This is a genomic window from Streptomyces mirabilis (assembly GCF_018310535.1).
Lineage (GTDB): Bacteria > Actinomycetota > Actinomycetes > Streptomycetales > Streptomycetaceae > Streptomyces.
In genome coordinates, this window is sequence record NZ_CP074102.1 from 6,163,702 (window position 1) to 6,183,511 (window position 19,810).

17 protein-coding genes are annotated in these 19,810 nt (G+C 72.0%); 6 read left to right on the forward strand and 11 right to left on the reverse strand.

Annotated features, from left to right (window positions below; genetic code table 11):
• The first annotated feature begins 34 nt into the window (after positions 1-34).
• Together SMIR_RS27125 and SMIR_RS27130 are read left to right on the forward strand one after the other, a co-directional pair.
• Entirely contained in the window at positions 35-496 is a 462-nt protein-coding gene (locus SMIR_RS27125; RefSeq protein WP_249938486.1) for an ATP-binding protein, read from the forward strand.
• Between the two features lie 130 nt (positions 497-626).
• Positions 627-1,907, forward strand: coding sequence for an esterase/lipase family protein (locus SMIR_RS27130; protein WP_168490986.1), 1,281 nt, complete (start codon positions 627-629; stop codon positions 1,905-1,907).
• A 67-nt stretch (positions 1,908-1,974) separates the two neighbouring features.
• Here SMIR_RS27130 and SMIR_RS27135 read toward each other — a convergent pair whose 3' ends face one another.
• Positions 1,975-2,661 carry a YoaK family protein gene (locus SMIR_RS27135; RefSeq protein WP_168490983.1) on the reverse strand — a complete coding sequence of 229 codons (687 nt, stop codon included), beginning with the start codon at positions 2,659-2,661 and terminating at the stop codon, positions 1,975-1,977.
• Positions 2,662-3,008: 347 nt separating this feature from the next.
• On the opposite strand from SMIR_RS27135, the gene SMIR_RS27140 reads away from it, so the two are divergent.
• On the forward strand, positions 3,009-4,613 hold the full coding sequence (locus tag SMIR_RS27140; protein WP_212727500.1) for a PE-PGRS family protein: 1,605 nt from the start codon (positions 3,009-3,011) through the stop codon (positions 4,611-4,613).
• A 115-nt stretch (positions 4,614-4,728) separates the two neighbouring features.
• Here the strand turns inward: SMIR_RS27140 and SMIR_RS27145 are convergent, their stop codons facing one another.
• The 6 genes from SMIR_RS27145 to SMIR_RS27170 all read right to left on the reverse strand — a co-directional run bounded on the left by SMIR_RS27145 (position 4,729) and on the right by SMIR_RS27170 (position 11,033).
• Positions 4,729-5,145, reverse strand: a complete 417-nt coding sequence (locus SMIR_RS27145) for an aggregation-promoting factor C-terminal-like domain-containing protein (RefSeq protein WP_168490979.1) — start codon at positions 5,143-5,145, stop codon at positions 4,729-4,731.
• A gap of 374 nt (positions 5,146-5,519) precedes the next feature.
• Positions 5,520-6,341, reverse strand: a complete 822-nt coding sequence (locus SMIR_RS27150) for an ECF transporter S component (protein WP_168490977.1) — start codon at positions 6,339-6,341, stop codon at positions 5,520-5,522.
• Entirely contained in the window at positions 6,338-7,996 is a 1,659-nt protein-coding gene (locus SMIR_RS27155; RefSeq protein WP_212727501.1) for an ABC transporter ATP-binding protein, read from the reverse strand. The genes SMIR_RS27150 and SMIR_RS27155 overlap by 4 nt, the downstream gene beginning before the upstream one ends.
• The gene (locus SMIR_RS27160; RefSeq protein ID WP_168490975.1) at positions 7,993-9,108 is read right to left on the reverse strand and encodes a CbiQ family ECF transporter T component; all 1,116 of its coding nucleotides are present in this window, start codon (positions 9,106-9,108) and stop codon (positions 7,993-7,995) included. Before SMIR_RS27160 ends, SMIR_RS27155 begins: the two co-directional genes overlap by 4 nt.
• Before the next feature lie 15 nt (positions 9,109-9,123).
• Positions 9,124-9,795 (reverse strand): SCO2322 family protein, encoded by a 672-nt coding sequence (locus tag SMIR_RS27165; protein WP_212727502.1) that lies wholly within the window; start codon positions 9,793-9,795, stop codon positions 9,124-9,126.
• Positions 9,792-11,033, reverse strand: coding sequence for an SCO2321 family membrane protein (locus SMIR_RS27170; RefSeq protein ID WP_168490971.1), 1,242 nt, complete (start codon positions 11,031-11,033; stop codon positions 9,792-9,794). The genes SMIR_RS27165 and SMIR_RS27170 overlap by 4 nt, the downstream gene beginning before the upstream one ends.
• 289 nt (positions 11,034-11,322) lie before the next feature.
• Here SMIR_RS27170 and SMIR_RS27175 point away from each other — a divergent pair, with 289 nt between their 5' ends.
• On the forward strand, positions 11,323-11,991 hold the full coding sequence (locus SMIR_RS27175) for a phosphotransferase family protein (RefSeq protein ID WP_212727503.1): 669 nt from the start codon (positions 11,323-11,325) through the stop codon (positions 11,989-11,991).
• Here SMIR_RS27175 and SMIR_RS27180 read toward each other — a convergent pair.
• Together SMIR_RS27180 and SMIR_RS27185 are read right to left on the reverse strand one after the other, a co-directional pair.
• On the reverse strand, positions 11,985-13,175 hold the full coding sequence (locus tag SMIR_RS27180) for a serine hydrolase domain-containing protein (RefSeq protein ID WP_212727504.1): 1,191 nt from the start codon (positions 13,173-13,175) through the stop codon (positions 11,985-11,987). The genes SMIR_RS27175 and SMIR_RS27180 overlap by 7 nt on opposite strands.
• A 62-nt stretch (positions 13,176-13,237) precedes the next feature.
• Positions 13,238-14,347, reverse strand: a complete 1,110-nt coding sequence (locus SMIR_RS27185; RefSeq protein WP_168490963.1) for a PP2C family protein-serine/threonine phosphatase — start codon at positions 14,345-14,347, stop codon at positions 13,238-13,240.
• A gap of 150 nt (positions 14,348-14,497) precedes the next feature.
• Between SMIR_RS27185 and SMIR_RS27190 the strand changes: the two genes are divergently transcribed.
• Positions 14,498-16,600, forward strand: coding sequence for an ATP-binding protein (locus SMIR_RS27190; RefSeq protein ID WP_168490961.1), 2,103 nt, complete (start codon positions 14,498-14,500; stop codon positions 16,598-16,600).
• On the opposite strand, the gene SMIR_RS27195 is transcribed toward SMIR_RS27190, so the two are convergent.
• Together SMIR_RS27195 and SMIR_RS27200 are read right to left on the reverse strand one after the other, a co-directional pair.
• Positions 16,579-17,049, reverse strand: coding sequence for a nuclear transport factor 2 family protein (locus tag SMIR_RS27195; protein ID WP_168490959.1), 471 nt, complete (start codon positions 17,047-17,049; stop codon positions 16,579-16,581). The two genes, SMIR_RS27190 and SMIR_RS27195, sit on opposite strands and share 22 nt — an antisense overlap.
• An 83-nt stretch (positions 17,050-17,132) precedes the next feature.
• Positions 17,133-18,170 carry a Strvi_7410 family MBL fold metallo-hydrolase gene (locus SMIR_RS27200; RefSeq protein ID WP_168490957.1) on the reverse strand — a complete coding sequence of 346 codons (1,038 nt, stop codon included), beginning with the start codon at positions 18,168-18,170 and terminating at the stop codon, positions 17,133-17,135.
• 181 nt (positions 18,171-18,351) lie between these two features.
• Here SMIR_RS27200 and SMIR_RS27205 point away from each other — a divergent pair, with 181 nt between their 5' ends.
• Positions 18,352-19,809 (forward strand): aldehyde dehydrogenase, encoded by a 1,458-nt coding sequence (locus SMIR_RS27205; protein WP_054230942.1) that lies wholly within the window; start codon positions 18,352-18,354, stop codon positions 19,807-19,809.
• The last annotated feature ends 1 nt before the right edge of the window (position 19,810 follow it).

Here is a 19,810-nt window from a genome sequence, read left to right on the forward strand (position 1 = left end):
GCCGAGCGTAGTCGTGCGAGGTCAGTCTCGTAGCGTGAACGAACACATTCCCCCCACCCTCCTGGGCCCCCGCCCCGCCCAGTACGCGATGCGGATCACCGTCGGCGCACACTCGGCCCGCCATGTCCGGCGGATCGTCAGGTCGCTGCTGGACGAGTGGGACTTGGTCGAGCTGGCCGACTCCGTGGAGCTGGCCGTGACCGAGCTGGTCGCCAACGTCGTACGCCATGTCCCGGACCGGCGCTGCGCGTTGCTGGTGCTGCGGCAGACGGCAGGCGTGAGGGTGGAGGTCGCGGACGGCTCCCCGCAACCACCCTGCGTGCCCACCGAGTTGTCGCCGGAGGCGGAGGGTGGGCGCGGGCTCGTTCTGCTCGACGCGGTGGTCGACAAGTGGGGTGTGGGGCCGGGGCCCGGGGGTGGCAAGACGGTCTGGTTCGAGTGTCGACCGGCTCGGCCGCCGGGCCAAACCCGTGGGGCTGGGAATCACTCATGGTGATGATGATCGTGCGAGGGAACCCGAACATCCGTTTTTGTCCCCTGATGATGAGCCTCACATCCGAGGCGCACGACCCCGGGGCATATGCCCCGGGGTCTTCGTGCGGCCCGAAGGAAGGGGATCAACCGAAGTGAGCAATGAGAAGGCAGCCCGCGAGCAGCAGTTCGTCGGTTCTATCGGCCTGGTGGCACCGCTGGACCAGCCGAAGCCGCCGCCGGCCAAGGAGCCGGACGAGACGTGGCACTTCGGCCGTCACCTGAACCCTCATGAGGAGGGCCAGGAAGGATACGTGCCGGTCTACGACGGAACCGCCTGGGTGTACTACGGCAAGGGCCACAGCGGTGTGCAGCGGCCGGTGCTGATGGCCGACGGCTTCAACGTGGGACCCAGCAGCCTGGACGAGCTCTACCACGGCTTCGAGCGGGGCGAGTACTCGCTGATGAGCCAGTTGCACGAGCGTGGGCGGGACGCGGTCATCTTCGGCTACGGGGAGCGCTCCGCGTCGATCCTCGACAACGCCGGGTACGTGATCGAGGCGATCACGAGGCTGATCGACGAGCGCAAGGGCAAGGAACCGCTGGTGGTCGGCGGGTTCAGCATGGGCGGTCTGGTCACGCGCTACGCCTTGGCGCGCATGGAGACCCAGAAGATGGACCACCAGACCGGGATGTACTTCTCCTACGACAGCCCCCACCGGGGCGCGTGGGTGCCGATCGGTCTGCAGGCGTTCGCGCACTACATCAAGCGCGGCAACCCGGCCAACAGCGCGCTCTCGGACCAGATCAACAGCCCGGCCTCCCGCGAGCTGATGTGGCGGCACATCGAGACGGTGGACGGCACTCCCGGGCAGGACAAGGCCCGCTCCGACTTCCTCGCCGCCCTGGACCGCGTCGGCGGTTGGCCGACGCGACCGCGGAAGATCGGCGTCGCCAACGGCACCGGGAACGGTCAGGGCACGGGGATCGAGGCCGGTGCGAAAGCGTTCCGCACCACCGGGATTCTGTTCCCCGGCACCATCATCTACACCCAGTCCGAGGGTGATGACGCCCTGGTCGCCGAACTGAAAGCGAACTTCGGGAAGGACGAGTCGATCACCACCGACGGGTTCCCGGAGATCGACGGCGCTCCCGGCGGGACGCTGGCCTCCTTCGGTATCGCCGCCAACACCATCAACAAGCTGATCCCCGGCAGCGCGGTGGCGCCGGTCCCCGAGATCTGTTTCGTGCCCTCGGTCAGCGCGGTGGCCGTCCGCGACCTGGACACCACCGCCCTGCTGAACACCGACATCGACGCCCTCGACCCGGGCGAGAGCGAACTCGACGCGTTCCTGTGCGCCTCCCAGAACGAGGAGCACACCAAGATCACCGAAGAGCTGTGCACCTGGCTCCTCGGCGAACTCGACCGGCGATAGCCCCGCCGGTATCCGTGACGGGCTCGGCCGCGGCAGCACGCTGGTGCTGCCGCGGCCGAGCCCTTCCTCACTCCCGCCCCGAGGTCGCGACCGCCAGTACCCCCGCCAGTACTGCCGCGAGCAACAGGGGGATGCCCAGGCCGTGGTTGATCACCAGCCATGCGCCGAGCGTCGCGCCCGCCAGCATGGCGAGGACGGCCGCCGTGCGGCGGGGGGAGCGGTGGCCCGAGCCGTCGCCGGCCGCGGACTCGGAGGCGAGGCCGGTCAGGGTCATCGTCAGGACGGTGGTCGTGAGGTCCGGCACACCGAGTTTGCGGACCGTCGCGTTGCGCAGGCCCATCGCGAAGGCCGTGAGGGCGATCAGGGCGTAGGTGGTCGCGGTGGCGTCCGGCGCGACGATGGCGACCACCGCGGACGCGCCCACGAACACCGCCTCCGCGGTGAGTGTGACCTGTGCCCAGGTCCGGCGTGAACCGCCGCCGAACCGCCCCGCGATCCGGCCGCCGGCCGCGGCGCCCGCCAGGAAGAAGGCCAGCGAGGTCGAGGTGTGCGGGATCGAGAAGCCGGGGGCGCCGGCCGCGGCGAAGCCGAGCACCACCACGTTGCCGGTCATGTTCGCCGTGAAGACGTGCCCGAGTCCGAGATAGCTCACCGCGTCGATCAGCCCGCTGACCACGGTCAGCGACAGCAGCACCACCACCAGACGCACCCCGCGCGCCTCGGGGTCGTGCGTCTTCTTCGTCTCGGTGCTCATACGGCCTCCGGTCAGCGGGACGGGCCCGGCGCGCCGCGCCCCTGGGGCAGCCGTGCCCCTGGGGTCCTGCGGGCTGCCCCTTGTGTCCTTCCCCGCGCGCGTGTCCCGGAGTCACCATGACCCCTTACGCCTCGGGGGGCAACGGAAGCGGGCGCTCAGGCGTACGACGAGAGCCCGGCAGGTGAAGAGGTGGGTGGAGGAGACGTATGGACAGGCGGCAGTACGGCGAGGGCGGGCGCTCACGGGCGGGATCACCAGTACGTACCGCGCCCCTGCCCCGCCCAGCCTCTCCGGGCCCCCACCAGACCCGGAGCGGGCCGGACGCCACGCCCAGGACGCCCGCCGAGATGGCGGCGATCCAGCGCACGGCCGGCAACCGGGCGGCGTCCGTCACCGTGCAGAGGGTGGGGGAGTCGAGCACGAGCGCGCCTCCCGCTGCCGAGGAGTCCGGCCGGGAGGACCAGGGCGCGGCCGTGATCACGCGGCTGAGCCGGTCGATCGAGGGCCATGTCGTCGTGGCGAAGATGAAGGTGAACCCCCTGGCGCCGGGCACGTGGTGGCCGGAGCACTGGATGCCGGAGGGGCCCGCGCGCCTGAAGCGCACCCTGGAGCGGCGGGTGATCAGCGGCGAGCTGTTCGGCGCCCAGGACCTGGAGGACATCGGGACGCTCTCCCAGGTGAACCCCCAGTGGCTCGCGAAAGTGGGTATCGGCACCCTCAAGGAGTCCGAGGAGTACATCAAGGGCGACCACAAGGACTGGCTGCGGAACCCTCCGGGCAAACGCATCCTCGCCGCGACCCTGGCCTTCCAGCGGAACGCGCCGGGCACGCGCCCGGCCGGCGCGCCCACCCCGATCGCCCCGGACTACACCCTCGGCCGTTTCATGACCACCAAGGCTCCCGGGGTCTCAGGCGCGGAGAAGCAGACCCTGCGGGCCGAGCGTGACGAGCAGATACGGCAGACCGCCGTCGACACCCTGCACCCGGCCGGACTCCCGTCCGAGCGCCTCCACCCCGACGCGGACAAGGCCGAGACGGTGAAGCACGCGGCGAAGGACGCGAAGGCCCGTGACGTCTTCACCTCCGTCCTGCTCCTGCTCCAGCACGGACTGAAGACCTACGACCCGGGGGCGGAGGTGGCCGCGCACGTCGACTATCGCGAGGGTGACGTCGTGCGGGCGCTCGCCCACGGCGGCCGGGTCAACATCCGCATCCCCGCCCTGCGCGCGGGCGAGTCGCCCCAGTCGTTGACGGACTTCCTGGGCGTCACGGACCGGGGCCGACGCGCGGGGTTCGTCGACAAGCGTGATTTCGCCACGCACCGCACCGCCATCGAGAAGAACAAGGAGGGGGGCGAGCCGGGCAAGTTCCAGGAGAAGGGCGGTATCGGCGCGTCCGTCGCGAACTTTCTGACGCCGGCCGTGCCCCATGTCGGGCCCGAGCGTCCGCAGCTCATGGGCATGGACATCTCCGGCGGCGGGTTCGGCTCGCAGGACTGGAACGGCGACGTGGTCCTGCCGAACGGCTCGTACGGCCACATGCTGCTGATTCTCACCCCGCCCACCGCCGCCAAGGACGGCTCCCTGCTGGTCGGCATCGAGACGATCAAGCCCCACGCCGAGAGCCCGGTCGGCTATGTGCACAACGCCCGGTCCACCGAGGCCACGGCCAACCCCGAGTCGGTCCTGCACGGTCACAAGGGGGACAAGGTCGGCACCGGCGGGCTGAAGCACAACGAGCGCCTGGTGGAGCTGCGGGAGCTGGGGAAGGCCCAGGGAAGCGGGGACTGGCGGGCGTTCCTGGACCAGATCAAGCGGGAGTGGCTCGACGAGCTGGAGAAGAACAAGGACGACGTCGCCGGGCAGCGGAAGATGTACGAGCGGCTCGTCGGCCGACGGCAGCACTTCTACGAGCAGACCGAGCAGACCGAGCAGACCGAGCAGACCGAGTAGGCCGATTCGTTCGATGTTCGGTGGGCATGGCGAAGGCGGCGGCCCCGGGGATCGGGGGGCCGCCGCCTTCGCGTATACGGGTGCCGTGTGGCTCCGGTGGTCACCGGTGGGCCGCTCAGTACCAGTTGTGGGCCTGCCAGAAGTTCCAGGCGGCGGCCGGGCTGCCGTAGCGGGAGTTCATGTAGTCCAGCCCCCACTTGATCTGGGTGGCCGGGTTCGTCTTCCAGTCGGAACCGGCAGTCGACATCTTCGCGCCGGGCAGGGCCTGGACCAGGCCGTAGGCGCCGGAGGAGGAGTTCGTGGCGCTGGGGTTCCAGCCGCTCTCGTGCTCGACGATCTTGCTGAAGGCACTGAACTGCGCGGCGTCCGGGATCATCTTGTGCGCGATCGCCTGGGCGGAGGAGGCCTGGCCGGTGGCGGCCTGAGCGGGGCTCGCGGCGAGGACCATGCCGGTGGCGGCGGCGGCCACGGCGGCGGTGGTGAGGACCTTCTTCGGGGAAGCGGCGATGTTGCGGATGAAGGAGACGGACACGCGGAGAACCTCTCTTAGGAAACAGGGCGGTCGCGGTGCGCGTGACCACACGACGTGTGGTGGGGGCGTACATCGGCGCCGCGGCCCGGGTGGGCTCGTGGCGCCTGGCGACTGCTCCAGAGAAACAGGCTCGGAGGGCGTCCGCAATGACCCCTTTTACTAGTGGTGGTCGCATCCGAGGGAAACGTCCCTTGTGTGACCTGCGTCTCAAACCCCAGGTCAGAGGGGTTGACGACGCGTCCATGCCACGCCTTTGGCGTTACTAGCCCGCTTCGTATGTGACGTGGGTCCTATGGGCTGCTTCACCCCGCGACTGGCAGAAGGTGTGCGGGCGGCTACGGGGCGCGTCCGAGTGGTGTGACCTGGGCCGCACGTCACCGGGGTTCGAAGGTGACCGGGGTCTCAAAGGCGGCCCGTCGCGTCGCCCTGCGCAGCGCCTTGAGGAGGGTCGCGCCGAGGGCGAGGGTCAGAACGACGGTGACGACGGCCCGGCCCAGGTCCCAGCCGAGGGAGGTGGCCAGGCAGTAGGCGAGGAAACGGGCCAGGTTGGCGGGCACGTCGGCGTGCGGGTCGAAGGCGACGTTCGAGGCCAGCGCGTCCATGAAGGGCCAGCCCGCCAGGTTCATGACCGTGCCGTAAGCGAACGCGGCGCAGAATCCGTACGCCGCGAGCAGGGCCAGTTCCCCGCGCCCGCGCAGCCGGTCGGGGCCCGGCAGCAGCCCGGCGCCCATCGTGAACCAGCCCATCGCGAGCATCTGGAACGGCAGCCACGGACCCACCCCGCCCGTGAGCAGCGCGGAGGAGAACATGGTCACGGACCCGAGCACGAACCCGAACCCCGGTCCGAGCACCCGGCCGCTCAGCACCATCAGGAAGAACATCGGCTCGATCCCGGCCGTCCCGGCACCGATCGGCCGCAGCGCGGCGCCGGTCGCGGCCAGCACCCCGAGCATGGCCACCGCCTTCGGGCCGAGCCCGGACTCGGAGATCGTCGCCGTGACGACGGCGACGAGCATCACCAGCAGCCCCGCGAACAGCCAGGGCGCGTCCTGTGCGTGCGCGACGACCTGCGAGGTGGGGTCGGCGAAGAGCGGCCAGCCGAACCCGGCGACCCCGACGGCGCTCACGAGGCAGAGTGCGGCGAGGGAGCGGGGGCCGAGGCGGACGGCTCTGGTCCGGATCTCCGGTGTCGTCATGAGAGGGCCTCCCTGACCTGGGTGACCGTGAGCCATGGCTGTGGCGCGAGCACCTTCGTGACCTGGGGGGCGAAGGACGGGGAGGCGACGACCACCTCGGCCGTCGGACCGTCGGCGACGATCTCGCCGTCCGCGAGGACGACGACACGGTGCGCGAGCTCGGCGGCGAGTTCCACGTCGTGGGTGGCCAGGACGATCGCGTGACCCTCGGCGGCCAGGCCGCGCAGGACCGTGACCAGGCGGGCCTTCGCCGCGTAGTCCAGGCCGCGGGTCGGTTCGTCGAGGAGCAGGAGCGGGGGGCGGGCCGTCAGGACGACGGCCAGCGCGAGCGCCAGCCGCTGCCCCTCCGACAGGTCACGGGGGTGGGTGGCGTCCCCGATGTCCGGCAGCAGCTCGGACACCAGGGCCCGGCAGGTGCCGGGCTCGGCCCCCGCGTCCTCGTCGGCCGCCGCGCACTCGGCGGCGACCGTGTCGGCGTACAGCAGGTCGCGCGGTTCCTGCGGTACGAGACCCACCCGGCGGACGAGGTCCCGTGGTGCCGTCCGGTACGGGACCGCGCCCCCGACCAGGACCGAACCGGCCGCCGGTTGGACCAGGCCGACCAGCGTGCCGAGGAGGGTGGACTTCCCGGCCCCGTTGCGGCCCATCAGGGCGATGATCTCGCCGGGGGCGGTGGTGAGGTCGACGCGCCGGAGCGCCTCGACGCGGCCGTGGCGGACGGCGAGGGCTTCGATCGAGGCCGGGGCCGTCGCCCGCGGAGTTGTCGGCTGCGGAACGGTCGCCCGCGGAACTGTCGGCTGCGGAGTTGTCGTCTGCGGGGTCCTCGGCTTCGGGACGAGTTCCGCGAGCCGCTCCCGCAGGGCCCCCGCCCTGCGTCGTGCGTCGCGCACCGTGAGGGGGAGCGGGGACCAGTCGGCCAGCCGACCCAGGTCCACCACCGGCGGGTACACCGGGGAGACGGCCATGATCTCGGACGGGGTGCCGAGGAGCGGCGCGGTGCCCGGGGACGGGAGCAGGGCGACCTGGTCGGCGTACTGGATGACGCGTTCGAGGCGGTGTTCGGCCATGAGGACGGTCGTGCCGAGGTCGTGGACGAGGCGTTGCAGGACGGCGAGGACCTCCTCGGCGGCGGCCGGGTCCAGGGCCGAGGTGGGCTCGTCGAGGACCAGGACCCGCGGGTGGGGGGTCAGGACCGAGCCGATGGCGACGCGCTGCTGCTGGCCGCCGGAGAGCGTGGCGATCGGGCGGTCGCGGAGGTCCGCCAGGCCCAGCAGGTCCAGGGTCTCCTCGACGCGGCGGCGCATCACGGCCGGTGCGAGTCCCAACGACTCCATGCAATAGGCGAGTTCGTCCTCGACCGTGTCCGTCACGAAGTGGGACAGCGGATCCTGGCCCACCGTGCCGACCACGTCCGCGAGTTCGCGCGGTTTGTGGGTGCGGGTGTCCCGTCCGGCGACCGTGACCCGGCCGCGCAGGGTGCCGCCAGTGAAGTGCGGTACGAGACCGGAGACCGCGCCGAGCACGGTCGACTTGCCGACGCCGGAGGGCCCCACCAGCAGGACGAGTTCACCCTCCGGGACCTCGAAGTCCACGCCCTGGACGGTGGGTTCGACAGCTCCGTCGTACGTCACGGAGACATCCTCGAAGCGGATCATGAGGGGTCCTTGGGGGTGGAGGCTTCCCGCGAGCGGGGTGTCGGGGCCACGAAGGCGGGGAGCAGGCCGAGCAGGATCGCCGCCGCCGGCCAGAGGGGCAGGGCGGGAGCGGTCAGCGGGAGGACGCCGGGGCTCAGGGCCGAGGCGTCGTACGTGGCGGAGACGATCAGTCCGGCGGCGACCGCGACTCCGGAGCTCGCCACCAGCCAGGCCCGTACGCCCCACACGTCCGGTCGGTAGCGCGTGCGGACCGAGCGGCGCCCGCCCAGCCACAGCCCGCCGAGCGCCGCGGCCACTCCGGCGAGCAGCACGGGCAGGCCGTAGGTGCCGCCCTCGGCGGTCAGCACTCCGTACGTGCCCGCGCAGACGCCGAGCAGACCGCCCAGCGTCAAGGCGGTGGTCGTACGGCGGACGGCGGGCGGTACCTCGGCGGTGCGGCCGTAGCCGCGGGCGTCCATCGCCGCCGCGAGGGCGACCGAACGCTCCAACGCGCCCTCCAGGACCGGGAGTCCGACGTGCAGCAGGCCGCGCAGCCCACGGTCGGGGCGGCCGCGCAGACGGCGGGCGGCGCGCAGTCTCCGGCCGTCCGCGATCAGGTTCGGCGCGAACGTCAGCGCGACGACCACCGCGACGCCCGCCTCGTACAGGGCGCCCGGGAGCGACTTCAGCAGCCGTGCCGGGTTCGCGAGGGCGTTCGCCGCGCCGACGCAGATGAGGAGCGTGGCCAGCTTCAGGCCGTCGTACAGCGCGAACAGCAGGCCCTCGGCGGTGACCCGGCCGCCGATACGGATGCCCTGGGCCCAGTGGGGGAGGGGGAGTTCGGGGAGGGTGACGAGGAGGTGGGTGCCGGGGATGGGGGAGCCGAGGAAGACGGCGAACGCCAGCCGGATGCCGAGGACGGCGATGCCGAGTCTGACGAACGCGGTGTAGGAGCGGGCCCAGGGGGCGTCGGTCCGGCGGGCGGCCACCACATAGCCGGCCACGGCTATGAGGAGGGCGAGCAGGAGGGGGTTGGTGGTGCGGGAGGCGGCGGTTCCCAGGCCCAGGGCCCAGATCCACCAGGCTCCTGGGGGGAGGGCGTTGGAACGGTGTGCCTTCGGCGCGCGTGTCATCGTCGCTCGCCGTACTCAGGGCCGGCGGCGGCGGGTCTGCCAGACTGCCGCCCCGCCGAGCGCGGCGACCGCGACGACTCCCGCGAGCAGGCCCAGCGACGGGCCGTGCCGGTCCGGCTCGGACTTGGCGTCGGCCTTGGCGTTGGCGTTGGCTTTCGCGGTGGCGGAAGGCGCGGTGTGTGACGTCGCGACCTGGTCGCCGCAGCCCGTTCCGGGGTAGCCCGCGATGGCGCACAGGAGGGCGTTGGTGTCGTACCGGAGGGGCTTGGCGACCGTCGCGAGCGCCTCGGCCGTGGTCGCGTCGGCGGGGACGCGGGCACAGACCGTCCGCGGAGCGGGCGGCGTCTCGCCGCCCGGGGCGTCCTCGGTCGTGCCGGAGTCGATGACGAGGGCCACCCGCTTGTGGCCCGCCTGGGCGGGCGTCTTCGCGCAGATGGACGCGAAGTCGGCGTCGCCGCGCGGCTTGGAGGCGTCCTGCGAGTCCGCGCTCACCGCGAAACGGAAGCCCTGCACGTCGCCGTCGGACGGCCGCGTGGTCGACGGGCCCTGCGTCGCGTACGTCCACTTCCCGCCGGTCAGGTCCCAGAACGACCAGTAGCGGTAGCCGACGGCCTGGGCCTGTCCCGCGCCGCCGAGTACGAGCAGGAGCAGGGACAGGACCAGTGCGCACGTCCGACGGCGGCTCACGGCTGCTGCTTCTTGTTCCGGGCGCTGATCAGGAAGCCGATGCCGATGCCGCCGACGAGTCCGACGCCGATGATCCACCAGACGCTGACGCCGCTGTCGTCCTTCTTCTTCGCGGCTTCCGAGGCGGACGCGGACGCGGAGGCCGTGGGCTCGGCCGGGAGGGACGCGGGCGCGGGGCCGGTGGCGTTGAGCTGCTTGACGAGGTCCCGGCCGCCGAAGTCGCGCGGGTCGAACGTCGCCGCGTCGGCGGCGAGGACGAGTTGCGCGTACGCGGCGGGTCCGCTCTGCTCGGCCCACTGCGCGGAGTGGGCCTCCAGCCAGCGCATCGCGCCGGCCGCCTTGTCGCCGTGCCCGGCGGTGGCGAGCGCGACGACCGCGTCCGCCGTGTTGCCGTAGTCCGGCTGGTCCTTGGCGCCGGGCATCGTCGATGTGAGGTGCTGGTCCTTGGCGAGCGCCTTGACGAGGTACGCGGCACCGTTCCGGGCCGTCTGCTCGGCGCTGTCGGCGGTCGCGCAGGAGAGGGGGTCGGCCACGGGCTTCAGGGGTTCACCGGCGAGGCCCTTGCCCAGGGATCCGACCACGGCCGCCGCCGTCGCGTCCGCGTTGGCCGCGAGCTTGCCCTTCTTGTCCGGCTGGTAGGCGAACGCGCCCCCGTCGGCCCCACCGCACGGGATCGACAGCTTCGCGAGGGCGTCGTACGGCGACTTGCCGTCCTTGGAGACGTCCGCCGGCTTCTTGCCCACCGCCGCCAGCGCCCCGATCACCACGGACGTGGAGTTCGCGTCGCTCGCGCCGCCCGCGGTGTAGCCCCAGCCGCCGTCCTTGTTCTGTACGGACTCCAGCCATGCGACGGCCTTGCCCGTCTCGCTGCCGTGGCCGCCGAGCGCGGCGAGGGCCTGCACGGCCGCCGAGGTGCTGTTGGTGTCGACCATCGTCTTGGCGTCGCACTTCGCCGACGCGTCGGCGCGGTACGCCGCGAACGCCCCGTTCGCGCACTGCTGCCCGGCCAGCCAGTCGACGGCCTTCGCCGCGGGCTTCACACCGACGGTGTGCTGGGCGAGCAGCGCGAGGGACTGCCGCCAGACACCGTCGTAGGTGGGGTCGGTGGTGCCGTAGAGGCCGGAGGGTATCGCCGGGGCGGCCGAAGGCGAGGCACCTTCGGCCACGGCGGCCGGGGCCAGGGCCGTACCGATCACTACGGTGGCGGCCAGTACCGCGGCGCTGCGGCGAACAATCATGACTCTCCCTGCGGAAGCCGGGCAGCACCGGGCGCAGGCTTGGCCCCGAGCGGCTCCGGCCCCGTATCCCTCGACGGTGCCGGCCACCGACGGGCTGCCGGTGGCACGAGCCGGTCACGTCCCGGACGAGGCGATCCGGCTTGCCACGCGTGCGGGTGGCTCACGGTTGCGGGTCAGCGCCGGAATTGCACCGGCTTCTCCGCGTACGGGTGTGATGACGACCTGCTTACTGTACCGGCCCGTAGGAATCGCCTGAGGAGTGGCTGTGACGGTGGATAGGTTCGGCGGCATGCGGACGGGGAGACTGATCGGTTCGGGGCGTTCGGCGGATGTCTTCGAGGTGGAGGGGGAGCGGGGCTGGGTGGTGCGCCGGGACCGGGACGGGTGGGGGGACGCGGCGGCGGAGGCGGCGGTGATGGAGTACGTGCGGGGGCATGGGTATCCGGTGCCGGCCGTGCGGGCGGCGAGCCGGGCCGAGATGGTGATGGAACGGCTTTCCGGGCCGACCATGCTGGCGGCGTTCGGGGCGGGGGAGATCGGCGCGCGGGAGGGTGGTGGTGTGCTTGCCGGGCTGCTGCGCGCGCTGCACGCCGTGCCCGGTCGGGGCTCCGGTGACGCGGGCGTCCGCGTACTGCACCTGGATCTGCACCCGGACAACGTGATGCTCACCCCGGACGGCCCGAAGGTCATCGACTGGTCCAACGCCGAGGACGGGCCGCCCGGCCTGGACTGGGGCATGTCCGCCGTGATCCTCGCGCAGGTCGCCGTCGGCGCTGAGGTCCACGCGGAGCTGGCCCGCGAGACGCTGGTCGCGATGCTCGACGGGAACGCGGACCGGGTGACGTGGGAGGGGCTTGCGGAGGCGCGGGTGCGGCGGGCCGCCAATCCGACCATGAGCGCATGTGAGGTCCAACTCCTCGGGGATGCCGAGGAGTTGATCCGGGCGTTGCTTCACTGAGTGGTGTGGCGCCAGAAGTCGCGCATCAGCGGGGTCGGCGTCGGGTTCTCCATGGCCACCTGGGTGAGGAGCAGGGTGACGGTGTCGGTGGCGGGGACGAGGTGGCCGGTGGTGCCGGTGCCGCCGGTCCAGCCGTAGCGGCCCGGGACGTTCCAGGGGTCGGTGGGCGCGATGTCGACCTGGGCGCCGTAACCCCAGCCCTGGCCCTCCATGAAGAGCGCGCCGATCTCACGCTGCGGCCGGGTGAGGTGGGTGGTGGTCATCTGCCGTACCGAGGCGCGGGAGAGGAGCCGGCGGCCCTCGGCCGTGGTGCCGCCCGCGAGGAGCAACCGGGCAAAGGCCAGCCAGTCGTCGGCGGTCGAGACGAGTCCACCCCCGCCGGAGGGGAACGGCGGCACGCGGCTCCACTGACCGTCGGGCGCGTCGGCCAGTTCGAGACCATGGCCGTCGGGCGCGGTGCGGTAAGAGCTGGTGAAGCGGTCGCGCTTGGCGGCCGGTACCTCGAACGCCGTGTCGGTCATGCCGAGCGGCTCGAAGACCCGCTCGGCCAGGAACTCCGGCAGTGAACGGCCCGTGACCCGGGAGACCAGCGCGCCCTGGAGGTCGGAGCAGGTGCCGTACAGCCAGGCCTCGCCCGGCTGGTACAGCAGCGGGATCCGGGACAGGTCCGCCAGCCACGCGTCCGGCGCCGGGAAGCCCTGTGGATCGCGGCCGTCCTTCTGGACCTCGAACAGCGCCTGGACCTGCGGCAGCGTGAAGTCGGACGGGAAACCCCAGCCCGCCCGGGAGGAGAGCAGGTCGGAGACGGTGAGGGGACGGGCGGCCGGGACCACGTCCACGACCGGACTCGACGGGGTCCGTACGACCATCGGCTTCGCCAGCTCCGGGAGCCAGGTGTCGACCGGATCGTCCGACGCGATCTCCCCGTCCTCGATCAGCATCATCACCGCCGCCGCGGTGATCGGCTTGCTGATCGAGGCGATACGGAAGATCGAGTCCCTGGCCATCGGGGCGCTGCCCTCGACGTCGATGGTGCCGACGGCCCGTACCTCGACCGTGTCGCCGCGGGCCACCAGGCCCACGGCTCCCGGCACCTTGCCCTCGTCGACGTACGCCTTCAGGAGGTCGTGCAGGCCGCTCGCCGACCTCGGGTTCGGGTCCGGCTTCGGCGACGGGTTCGGCATCGGTTGGCCTTTCTGGGGGGGCTTCGGTATCTACGACTCCCGTCGCGTCGCGGAATCATCGGTCACGGCACGGGTGCCGGAACCGTCGCCTCCGTGGGCTGGCACAGGACCAGGGCGAGATCGTCGGCGAGGGCGGTGCCGGTGTGGGCGAGCAGACGGGTGTGCAGGGCTCGCAGGGCCTCGTCGGGGAGCGGCTCGCGCAGGGCGAGCGCCGCCTCGCCGAGGAGGGGGAAGGGGGCGCCCTCCGCGTCACGGGCCTCGGTGAGGCCGTCGGTGTAGAGGAGCAGCCGGTCGCCGGGCTGGAGTCGTACGCGGTACTGGCGCGGATCGGGACCGAGGCCCAACGGCGGGGTGGGGACGAGGGGTTCGAGGAGTTCGATGCGGTGACCGGAGCGCAGCGGGGGCGGATGGCCGCAGTTGACGAGCCGCACTTCGCCGGGCGCGAACTCGGCGAGCACCGCGGTGACGAAGTCCTCGGGGCCCAGCTCGGGGGTGAGGAGGGCGTCGAGTCCGGCGGTGAGGGTCGTCAGGTCCGGTGCGGTGTAGGCGAGTTCACGGAAGGCCGTGATGGTGTCGGCGGTCAGCCGGAGCCCCTCGACGCCGTGGCCTCGTACGTCACCGATGAGGACCCGCAGGCCGTACGGCGTCACCGCGACGTCGTACAGGTCGCCACCGACGGCCGATTCGTGCGAGACGCTGTGGTACCGGGTGCAGACCCGGGTGCCGTCGAAGGTGCGGGAGATGGGCCGCAGGATCGCCGTCTGGGTGACCCGGGCCACCTCGCGGGCCCGCGCCAGCCGGTCGCGGAGGCGGTCGCGCTGCCGGGCCGCGTACACGGTGAGCGCGCAGCCGACGAGGAGTCCGCCCCAGCGGATGCCGAAGCCGGTGCTCGGCACCGCGTCGTTGCCGATCCCCATGGCCAGGCCCAGGACCGCCGACCAGCAGCACACCAGCACGGTGTGCCGGACGCCGAGCCGGGCGCAGGCCAGCAGCGGGCCGATGAGCAGCAGGGTGATGAGCGGCGGTACCTGTTCGAAGAGCAGATCCGGCACGGCGATCAGCAGACAGATGACGAGCGGTGCGAGCAGCGCCCGCCGCTCCCGCTGTTCTTGATGTCCTCGGTCTTCTTGGTGTTCTCGGCGATCTCGCTGCCCCTGCTCCTTCGTGCCCATCACCCGACGATCTCCGAACATCGACCGCCGCACCCTCACCAACAGGGAGTTGATCGCATCTCGTCGAAAGGTGCCCGGAACTGTCGTGGTGCCGATGCTCTTCTGTCCGAGTTCTCGGACAGCCGCCGGAGCCGGCGTGATCCGTCCAGAATGGCTGTTGTGTCCGACAAAACGACCGAGCCGACGCATCCGACCGGCGGCGGGCCCGGCAATCTGCCGCCCGAGACGCACAGCTTCGTCGGGCGGCGAGAGGAACTCCACTGGCTGGAGACGGAGTTGGACCCCTCGGTGGGCACATACCGGCTCCTGAGCGTCGTCGGCGTCGGCGGAGTCGGCAAGACCCGGCTCGCCCTGCGCGCACTGGGCCGGGTCCAGAAGGCCTACAACGACGGCGTCTGGCTGGTGGAACTCTCCCCCCTGCACACCGCCGGCCTGGTCGGCCTCGCCGTCGTGGAGGCTCTGCGGCTCGCCGATCAGTCCACCGGCCCCGTCACCGAGGTGGTGGCCGAATGGGCCGAAGGCAAACGGTTGTTGCTGGTGCTCGACTCCTGCGAACACGTCCTCGCGGAGTGCGCCGCACTCGTCGAGACCCTGCTGCCCGCCCTCCCCGGCCTGCGCGTCCTCGTCACCAGCCGCGAACCGCTCGGACTGCCCGGCGAACTCGTGCTGCCCCTGGACCCGCTGCCGATCGCCGACGACGCGGTCACCCTGTTCGCCGACCGCGCCACCAACACCGGGTTCACCCTCGACGACATCAACCGCCCCACCGTGGAGGCCGTCTGCCGCCGCCTCGACGGCATCCCGCTCGCCCTCGAACTCGCCGCCGCCCGACTGTCCGAACTGTCCCTGGCCCAGCTCCACGGCCGGCTCGGCGAACGCCCGCCGTCCCGGCTCGACCTGCTCAGCGCCCCGTGCGGCGGCGCCGGACCGCCACGCCACCAGACACTGCGCACGGCGATCGGCTGGAGCCACGAACTGTGCGCACCGCTGGAGCGGCTGCTGTGGGCCCGGCTCTCGGTGTTCGCGGGCGGCTTCTGTGTGCGCGCCGCCGAGGAGATCTGCTCGGGCGGCCCGCTGCCCGCCGGGCGGATCGCCGCACTGCTCGCCCGGCTCGTCGAGCAGTCCATCGTGCAGCGCCACCGCACCGATCCCGTCCGCTTCCGACTCCTCGACACCGTCAGGGAGTTCGGCGCCGACTGGCTGCGCGCCCTCGGCGAGGAACACGCCGTACGGCTGCGCCACCGCGACCACTTCCGGCGGCTGGTCCGCCAGGGATGGACCGAGTGGAACACCGGACGGCAGGTCGCCTGGTGCGAACTCACCCTCACCGAGCACGCCAACCTCCGTGCCGCGATGGACTGCGCGCTCGCCGAACCCGACAGCCGTTTCGTCCTGGAGATGGCGACCGACGTCGGCTTCCTGTGGCGGCACTGCGGCTATCTGCGCGACGCCCAGCACTGCCTGGATCTCGCGCTCGCCGCCCACCCGGGGCCCGGCCCCGACCGGACCCGCGCGCTGTGGGTACGCGGCGCGGTGGCGCTGCTCCAGGGCGATCTGGAGGCCGCGGCCAATTGGGCGGAGCGCTGCACGGACGCGGCGGACGCGCGGGCCGATCCGGCGACCGTGGTGGCCGCCGCGTGCCTCACGGGCAGCCAGTTGGCCCTGAGCGGGCGGCTGGCCGAGGCGATCGACGTGCTGTCCGCCATGCCCCGACTGCCCATCAGGGAGGACGGGTTCGGGGGCGCCCAGCTCCACGTCCGGGTGGTGCTCTCCTTCGTGTACCTGCTGAGGGGCGAGTACGGCCGGTCGCGCGCGGTGGCAGAAGAGGCGCGCGAGGCCAGCGTGGCGTGCGGGGAGTTGTGGGCGGCCGCTTTCGCCAACGTGATCGTGGCGCAGACGGACCTGGCCCGCGGTGACGTCCACGCCGCCGTCGACAACGCCCGCACCGCGCTCGCCGGGCACGGCCTGCTGCACAACACCGTCGGCGCGGCCATGGCGCTGGACGTCCTGGCCGCCGCGGTCGTCGCGGCCGGCGACGGCCTGCGCGCCGCCCGCCTCCTCGGCATCGGCGAACGCGTCTGGGAACTCACCGGCCGCGCCCAGATGGACTCGCCCGACCTCCTCGCCACGCGTCGTTCCCACGAACTCCGCATCCGCGCAGAGATCGGCGACAGCGCCTACCGCGCGGCGTACGAGGAGGGGTTCGGAATGCAGTACGAGGAGGGGCTCGACTACGCGGCGGAGGGCCGGTGACGGGGGGTGGGGCCGCCGAACGGCAGGAAGAGGGTGCGGGCCGAGAGCAACCACTGCCCGTCGACCCTGCGGAAGGTGTCCTCGTAGTGACCGATCTGAACGGGAGGCCCGGCGGGGACCATGCCGCCGGTGTGGCCGTCGACCCGGTAGGTGGTGAAGTACGAGGTGGCCCGCGCCTGGGTCGGTGAGTCCACGGTGACCAGGACGTTCGCCATCATGCGGCGCGAGAGCCGGTCCGCGGGGCGGGCGCCGAAGTATGCGCGCAGGGCGGCACGCCCTTCGACGAGCCGGTCGCCCTCCGGCCACCGCCAGATGCCGTCCTCGGTGAACAGCTCGGCGACGGAGGCGGGTTCACCGAGGTCGAGACGGTGGACGAAGTCGAGGACGAGACGCTCGCAGGCGCGCTCGGCGAGAAGGCGTTCGAGGGCGGGCTGTTCGAGAGGGGCCATGAGCTGTTGCTATCAGCTCCGGGCTTGCCGTCACCAACGCATTACAGCGCCACGCGAACGCGGTACAGCGCCACGCGAACGCGTTACAGAGCCACGTACGTCACCGGATCACTCCCCGCCACCGCCTCCGCCCGGCCCAGTTTCACCAGGCGGCGCACATGGGCCTCGGCCTCCGACACCGCGATGTTGCGGGAGGTGAAGGGGATCTGGTCCCACGGGCGGTTCCACTCCATGCGCTCGGCGAGCTGCCAGGAGGTGAGCGGGGTCGACAGCAGGGCGAGCAGGCCGGTGAGCCGCTCCTCATGGTGTGCGAGCAACTCCCGCACGCGGCCGGGCGCGTCGGTGAAGGCGTGCTGGTGGGCCGGGAGCACCTCGGCCGGGTTCAGACGGCCGACGCGCTCCAGGGCGTCCAGATAGTCCCCGAGGGGATCGGCCACGGTGGCGTCGTCGGGATCCTCGTACAGGCCGATGTGCGGGGTGATCCGCGGGAGCAGGTGGTCGCCGGAGAAGAGGCGGCCGTTGCCGGGGAGAGCGGCCGGGTGGGTCTCCTCCAGGTGGAGGCAGACGTGGCCGGGCGTGTGGCCCGGGGTCCAGATCGCGCGCAGGCGGCGGCCCGCCAGGTCGAGGAGCTCGCCGGGGACGATCTCACGGTCGGGGAGCGCGGGGGCGAAGGCGGGCAGGCCGGTGGAGAGCCGGGCCGTGCGGGCCTCGCGCAGCAGCGCCACGTGCTCCTCGGGGGCGCCCGAGGACGCCAGCTTGTCCGCCATGTAGGAGAACCAGCGGTCGGGCCGGTTCTCCCGGGTCCGCCGCACGATCGCGGTGTCCAGCGCGTGCATCGCGATCCATGCCCCGGACGCCTCCCGCACCTTGCCCGACAGACCGTGGTGGTCGGGGTGGTGGTGGGTGATGACCACGCCGTGCACTTCGGCGACGGAGACGCCGCAGGCGGTGAGCCCGGCGGCGAGGGCGTCCCAGGAGGCCGGGTCGTCCCAGCCGGTGTCGATCAGCACGGGTCCCAGATCGGTGTCGACGAGGTGGACCAGCGTCGTTCCGAGCGGGTTGTCCGGGATGGGGACCCTGATCGACCGTACGCCCCCGCCGTGATCGGTCACCTGCGTCATGGATCCCCACCAATCGCCGTGTTCTCGCCACTATAACTAGAACCGATTCCATTGGGTGCTCAAACCAACCGTTCTGTGGGTGGTGTGCGAGTCATGAGTCCGACCCGTGGACTCCGTCGACCGGAGCTGGTATCAGTTCTCATATCTGATGAAGCGTCAGAAACCAGGGAGGCGGTCGGTCATGACCGAGCTCGTGGAGCACGGACAGCTGTTCATAGGCGGGGAGTTGACGGACCCCCTGGGCAAGGACGTCATCGAGGTGATCTCGCCGCACACCGAGGAGGTCATCGGGCGCGTCCCGCACGCGTCGACCGAGGACGTGGACCGGGCGGTCGCCGTCGCGCGCCGGGCGTTCGACGAAGGACCCTGGCCCCGGATGAGCCTCGACGAGCGGATCGAGGTCGTCACCCGGATCAAGGACGGGATCGCGGTACGGCACGAGGAGATCGCCCGGGTCATCTCCTCGGAGAACGGCTCCCCGTACTCCTGGAGCGTCCTCGCGCAGGCCCTCGGCGCGATGATGGTGTGGGACGCGGCGCTCACGGTCGCGCGGAACTTCACGTACGAGGAGACCCGCGACGGCGTCCTCGGGCGCATCCTCGTCCGGCGTGAGCCGGTGGGCGTGGTCGCGGCCGTGGTGCCGTGGAACGTGCCGCAGTTCGTGGCGGCCGCCAAGCTCGCGCCCGCGCTGCTGACCGGCTGCACGGTCGTACTGAAGCCGTCGCCCGAGTCGCCCCTGGACGCCTATCTGCTGGGCGAGATCGCGAAGGAGGCCGGGCTGCCGGAGGGTGTCCTGTCGATCCTGCCCGCCGACCGCGAGGTCAGCGAGTACCTGGTCGGACACCCCGGCATCGACAAGGTCTCCTTCACCGGATCGGTCGCGGCCGGCCGGCGCGTGATGGAGGTGGCCTCGCGCAACCTCACCCGTGTGACGCTGGAGCTGGGCGGGAAGTCGGCGGCGGTGGTCCTGCCGGACGCGGACCTCGCCACCGCCGTCCCCGGAATCGTCTCGGCGGCCTGGATGAACAACGGGCAGGCGTGCGTCGCGCAGACCCGGATCCTGCTGCCGCGCTCGCGCTACGACGAGTTCGCGGACGCCTTCGCCGCGGCGGCGGGCGCGCTGGTCGTCGGGGACCCGCTGGACCCGGCCACCCAGGTCGGCCCACTGGTCGCCAGGCGTCAGCAGCAGCGCAACCTCGACTACATCCGTATCGGCCAGGAAGAAGGCGCCAAGATCCTCACGGGCGGTGGCCGTCCGCACGGGCTCGACCGGGGCTGGTACGTCGAGCCGACCCTGTTCGGAGACGTCGACAACTCCATGCGGATCGCTCGGGAGGAGATCTTCGGGCCGGTGATCTGCCTCCTCCCCTACGGCGACGAGGACGAGGCCGTGAAGATCGCCAATGACTCCGACTACGGGCTGAGCGGCAGCGTCTGGACGGCGGACGTCGCGCACGGCATCGACGTCGCGCGGCAGGTCCGTACCGGCACGTACTCCGTGAACACCTTCAGCCTCGACATGCTCGGCCCCTTCGGCGGCTACAAGAACTCGGGGCTGGGGCGGGAGTTCGGGCCCGAGGGGTACGGCGAGTTCCTGGAGCACAAGATGATCCACCTGCCGGCAGGGTGGGAGGCCTGAG

Excerpts from the sequence above, each read along its gene's own strand:
- SMIR_RS27135 (WP_168490983.1), bottom strand. The coding sequence starts at position 2,661 with ATGAGCACCGAGACGAAGAAGACGCACGACCCCGAGGCGCGCGGGGTG.
- SMIR_RS27140 (WP_212727500.1), top strand. The coding sequence starts at position 3,009 with ATGGCGGCGATCCAGCGCACGGCCGGCAACCGGGCGGCGTCCGTCACC.
- SMIR_RS27150 (WP_168490977.1), bottom strand. The coding sequence starts at position 6,341 with ATGACGACACCGGAGATCCGGACCAGAGCCGTCCGCCTCGGCCCCCGC.
- SMIR_RS27155 (WP_212727501.1), bottom strand. The coding sequence starts at position 7,996 with ATGATCCGCTTCGAGGATGTCTCCGTGACGTACGACGGAGCTGTCGAA.
- SMIR_RS27160 (WP_168490975.1), bottom strand. The coding sequence starts at position 9,108 with ATGACACGCGCGCCGAAGGCACACCGTTCCAACGCCCTCCCCCCAGGA.
- SMIR_RS27170 (WP_168490971.1), bottom strand. The coding sequence starts at position 11,033 with ATGATTGTTCGCCGCAGCGCCGCGGTACTGGCCGCCACCGTAGTGATC.
- SMIR_RS27175 (WP_212727503.1), top strand. The coding sequence starts at position 11,323 with ATGCGGACGGGGAGACTGATCGGTTCGGGGCGTTCGGCGGATGTCTTC.
- SMIR_RS27180 (WP_212727504.1), bottom strand. The coding sequence starts at position 13,175 with ATGCCGAACCCGTCGCCGAAGCCGGACCCGAACCCGAGGTCGGCGAGC.
- SMIR_RS27185 (WP_168490963.1), bottom strand. The coding sequence starts at position 14,347 with ATGGGCACGAAGGAGCAGGGGCAGCGAGATCGCCGAGAACACCAAGAA.
- SMIR_RS27190 (WP_168490961.1), top strand. The coding sequence starts at position 14,498 with ATGGCTGTTGTGTCCGACAAAACGACCGAGCCGACGCATCCGACCGGC.
- SMIR_RS27195 (WP_168490959.1), bottom strand. The coding sequence starts at position 17,049 with ATGGCCCCTCTCGAACAGCCCGCCCTCGAACGCCTTCTCGCCGAGCGC.
- SMIR_RS27200 (WP_168490957.1), bottom strand. The coding sequence starts at position 18,170 with ATGACGCAGGTGACCGATCACGGCGGGGGCGTACGGTCGATCAGGGTC.
- SMIR_RS27205 (WP_054230942.1), top strand. The coding sequence starts at position 18,352 with ATGACCGAGCTCGTGGAGCACGGACAGCTGTTCATAGGCGGGGAGTTG.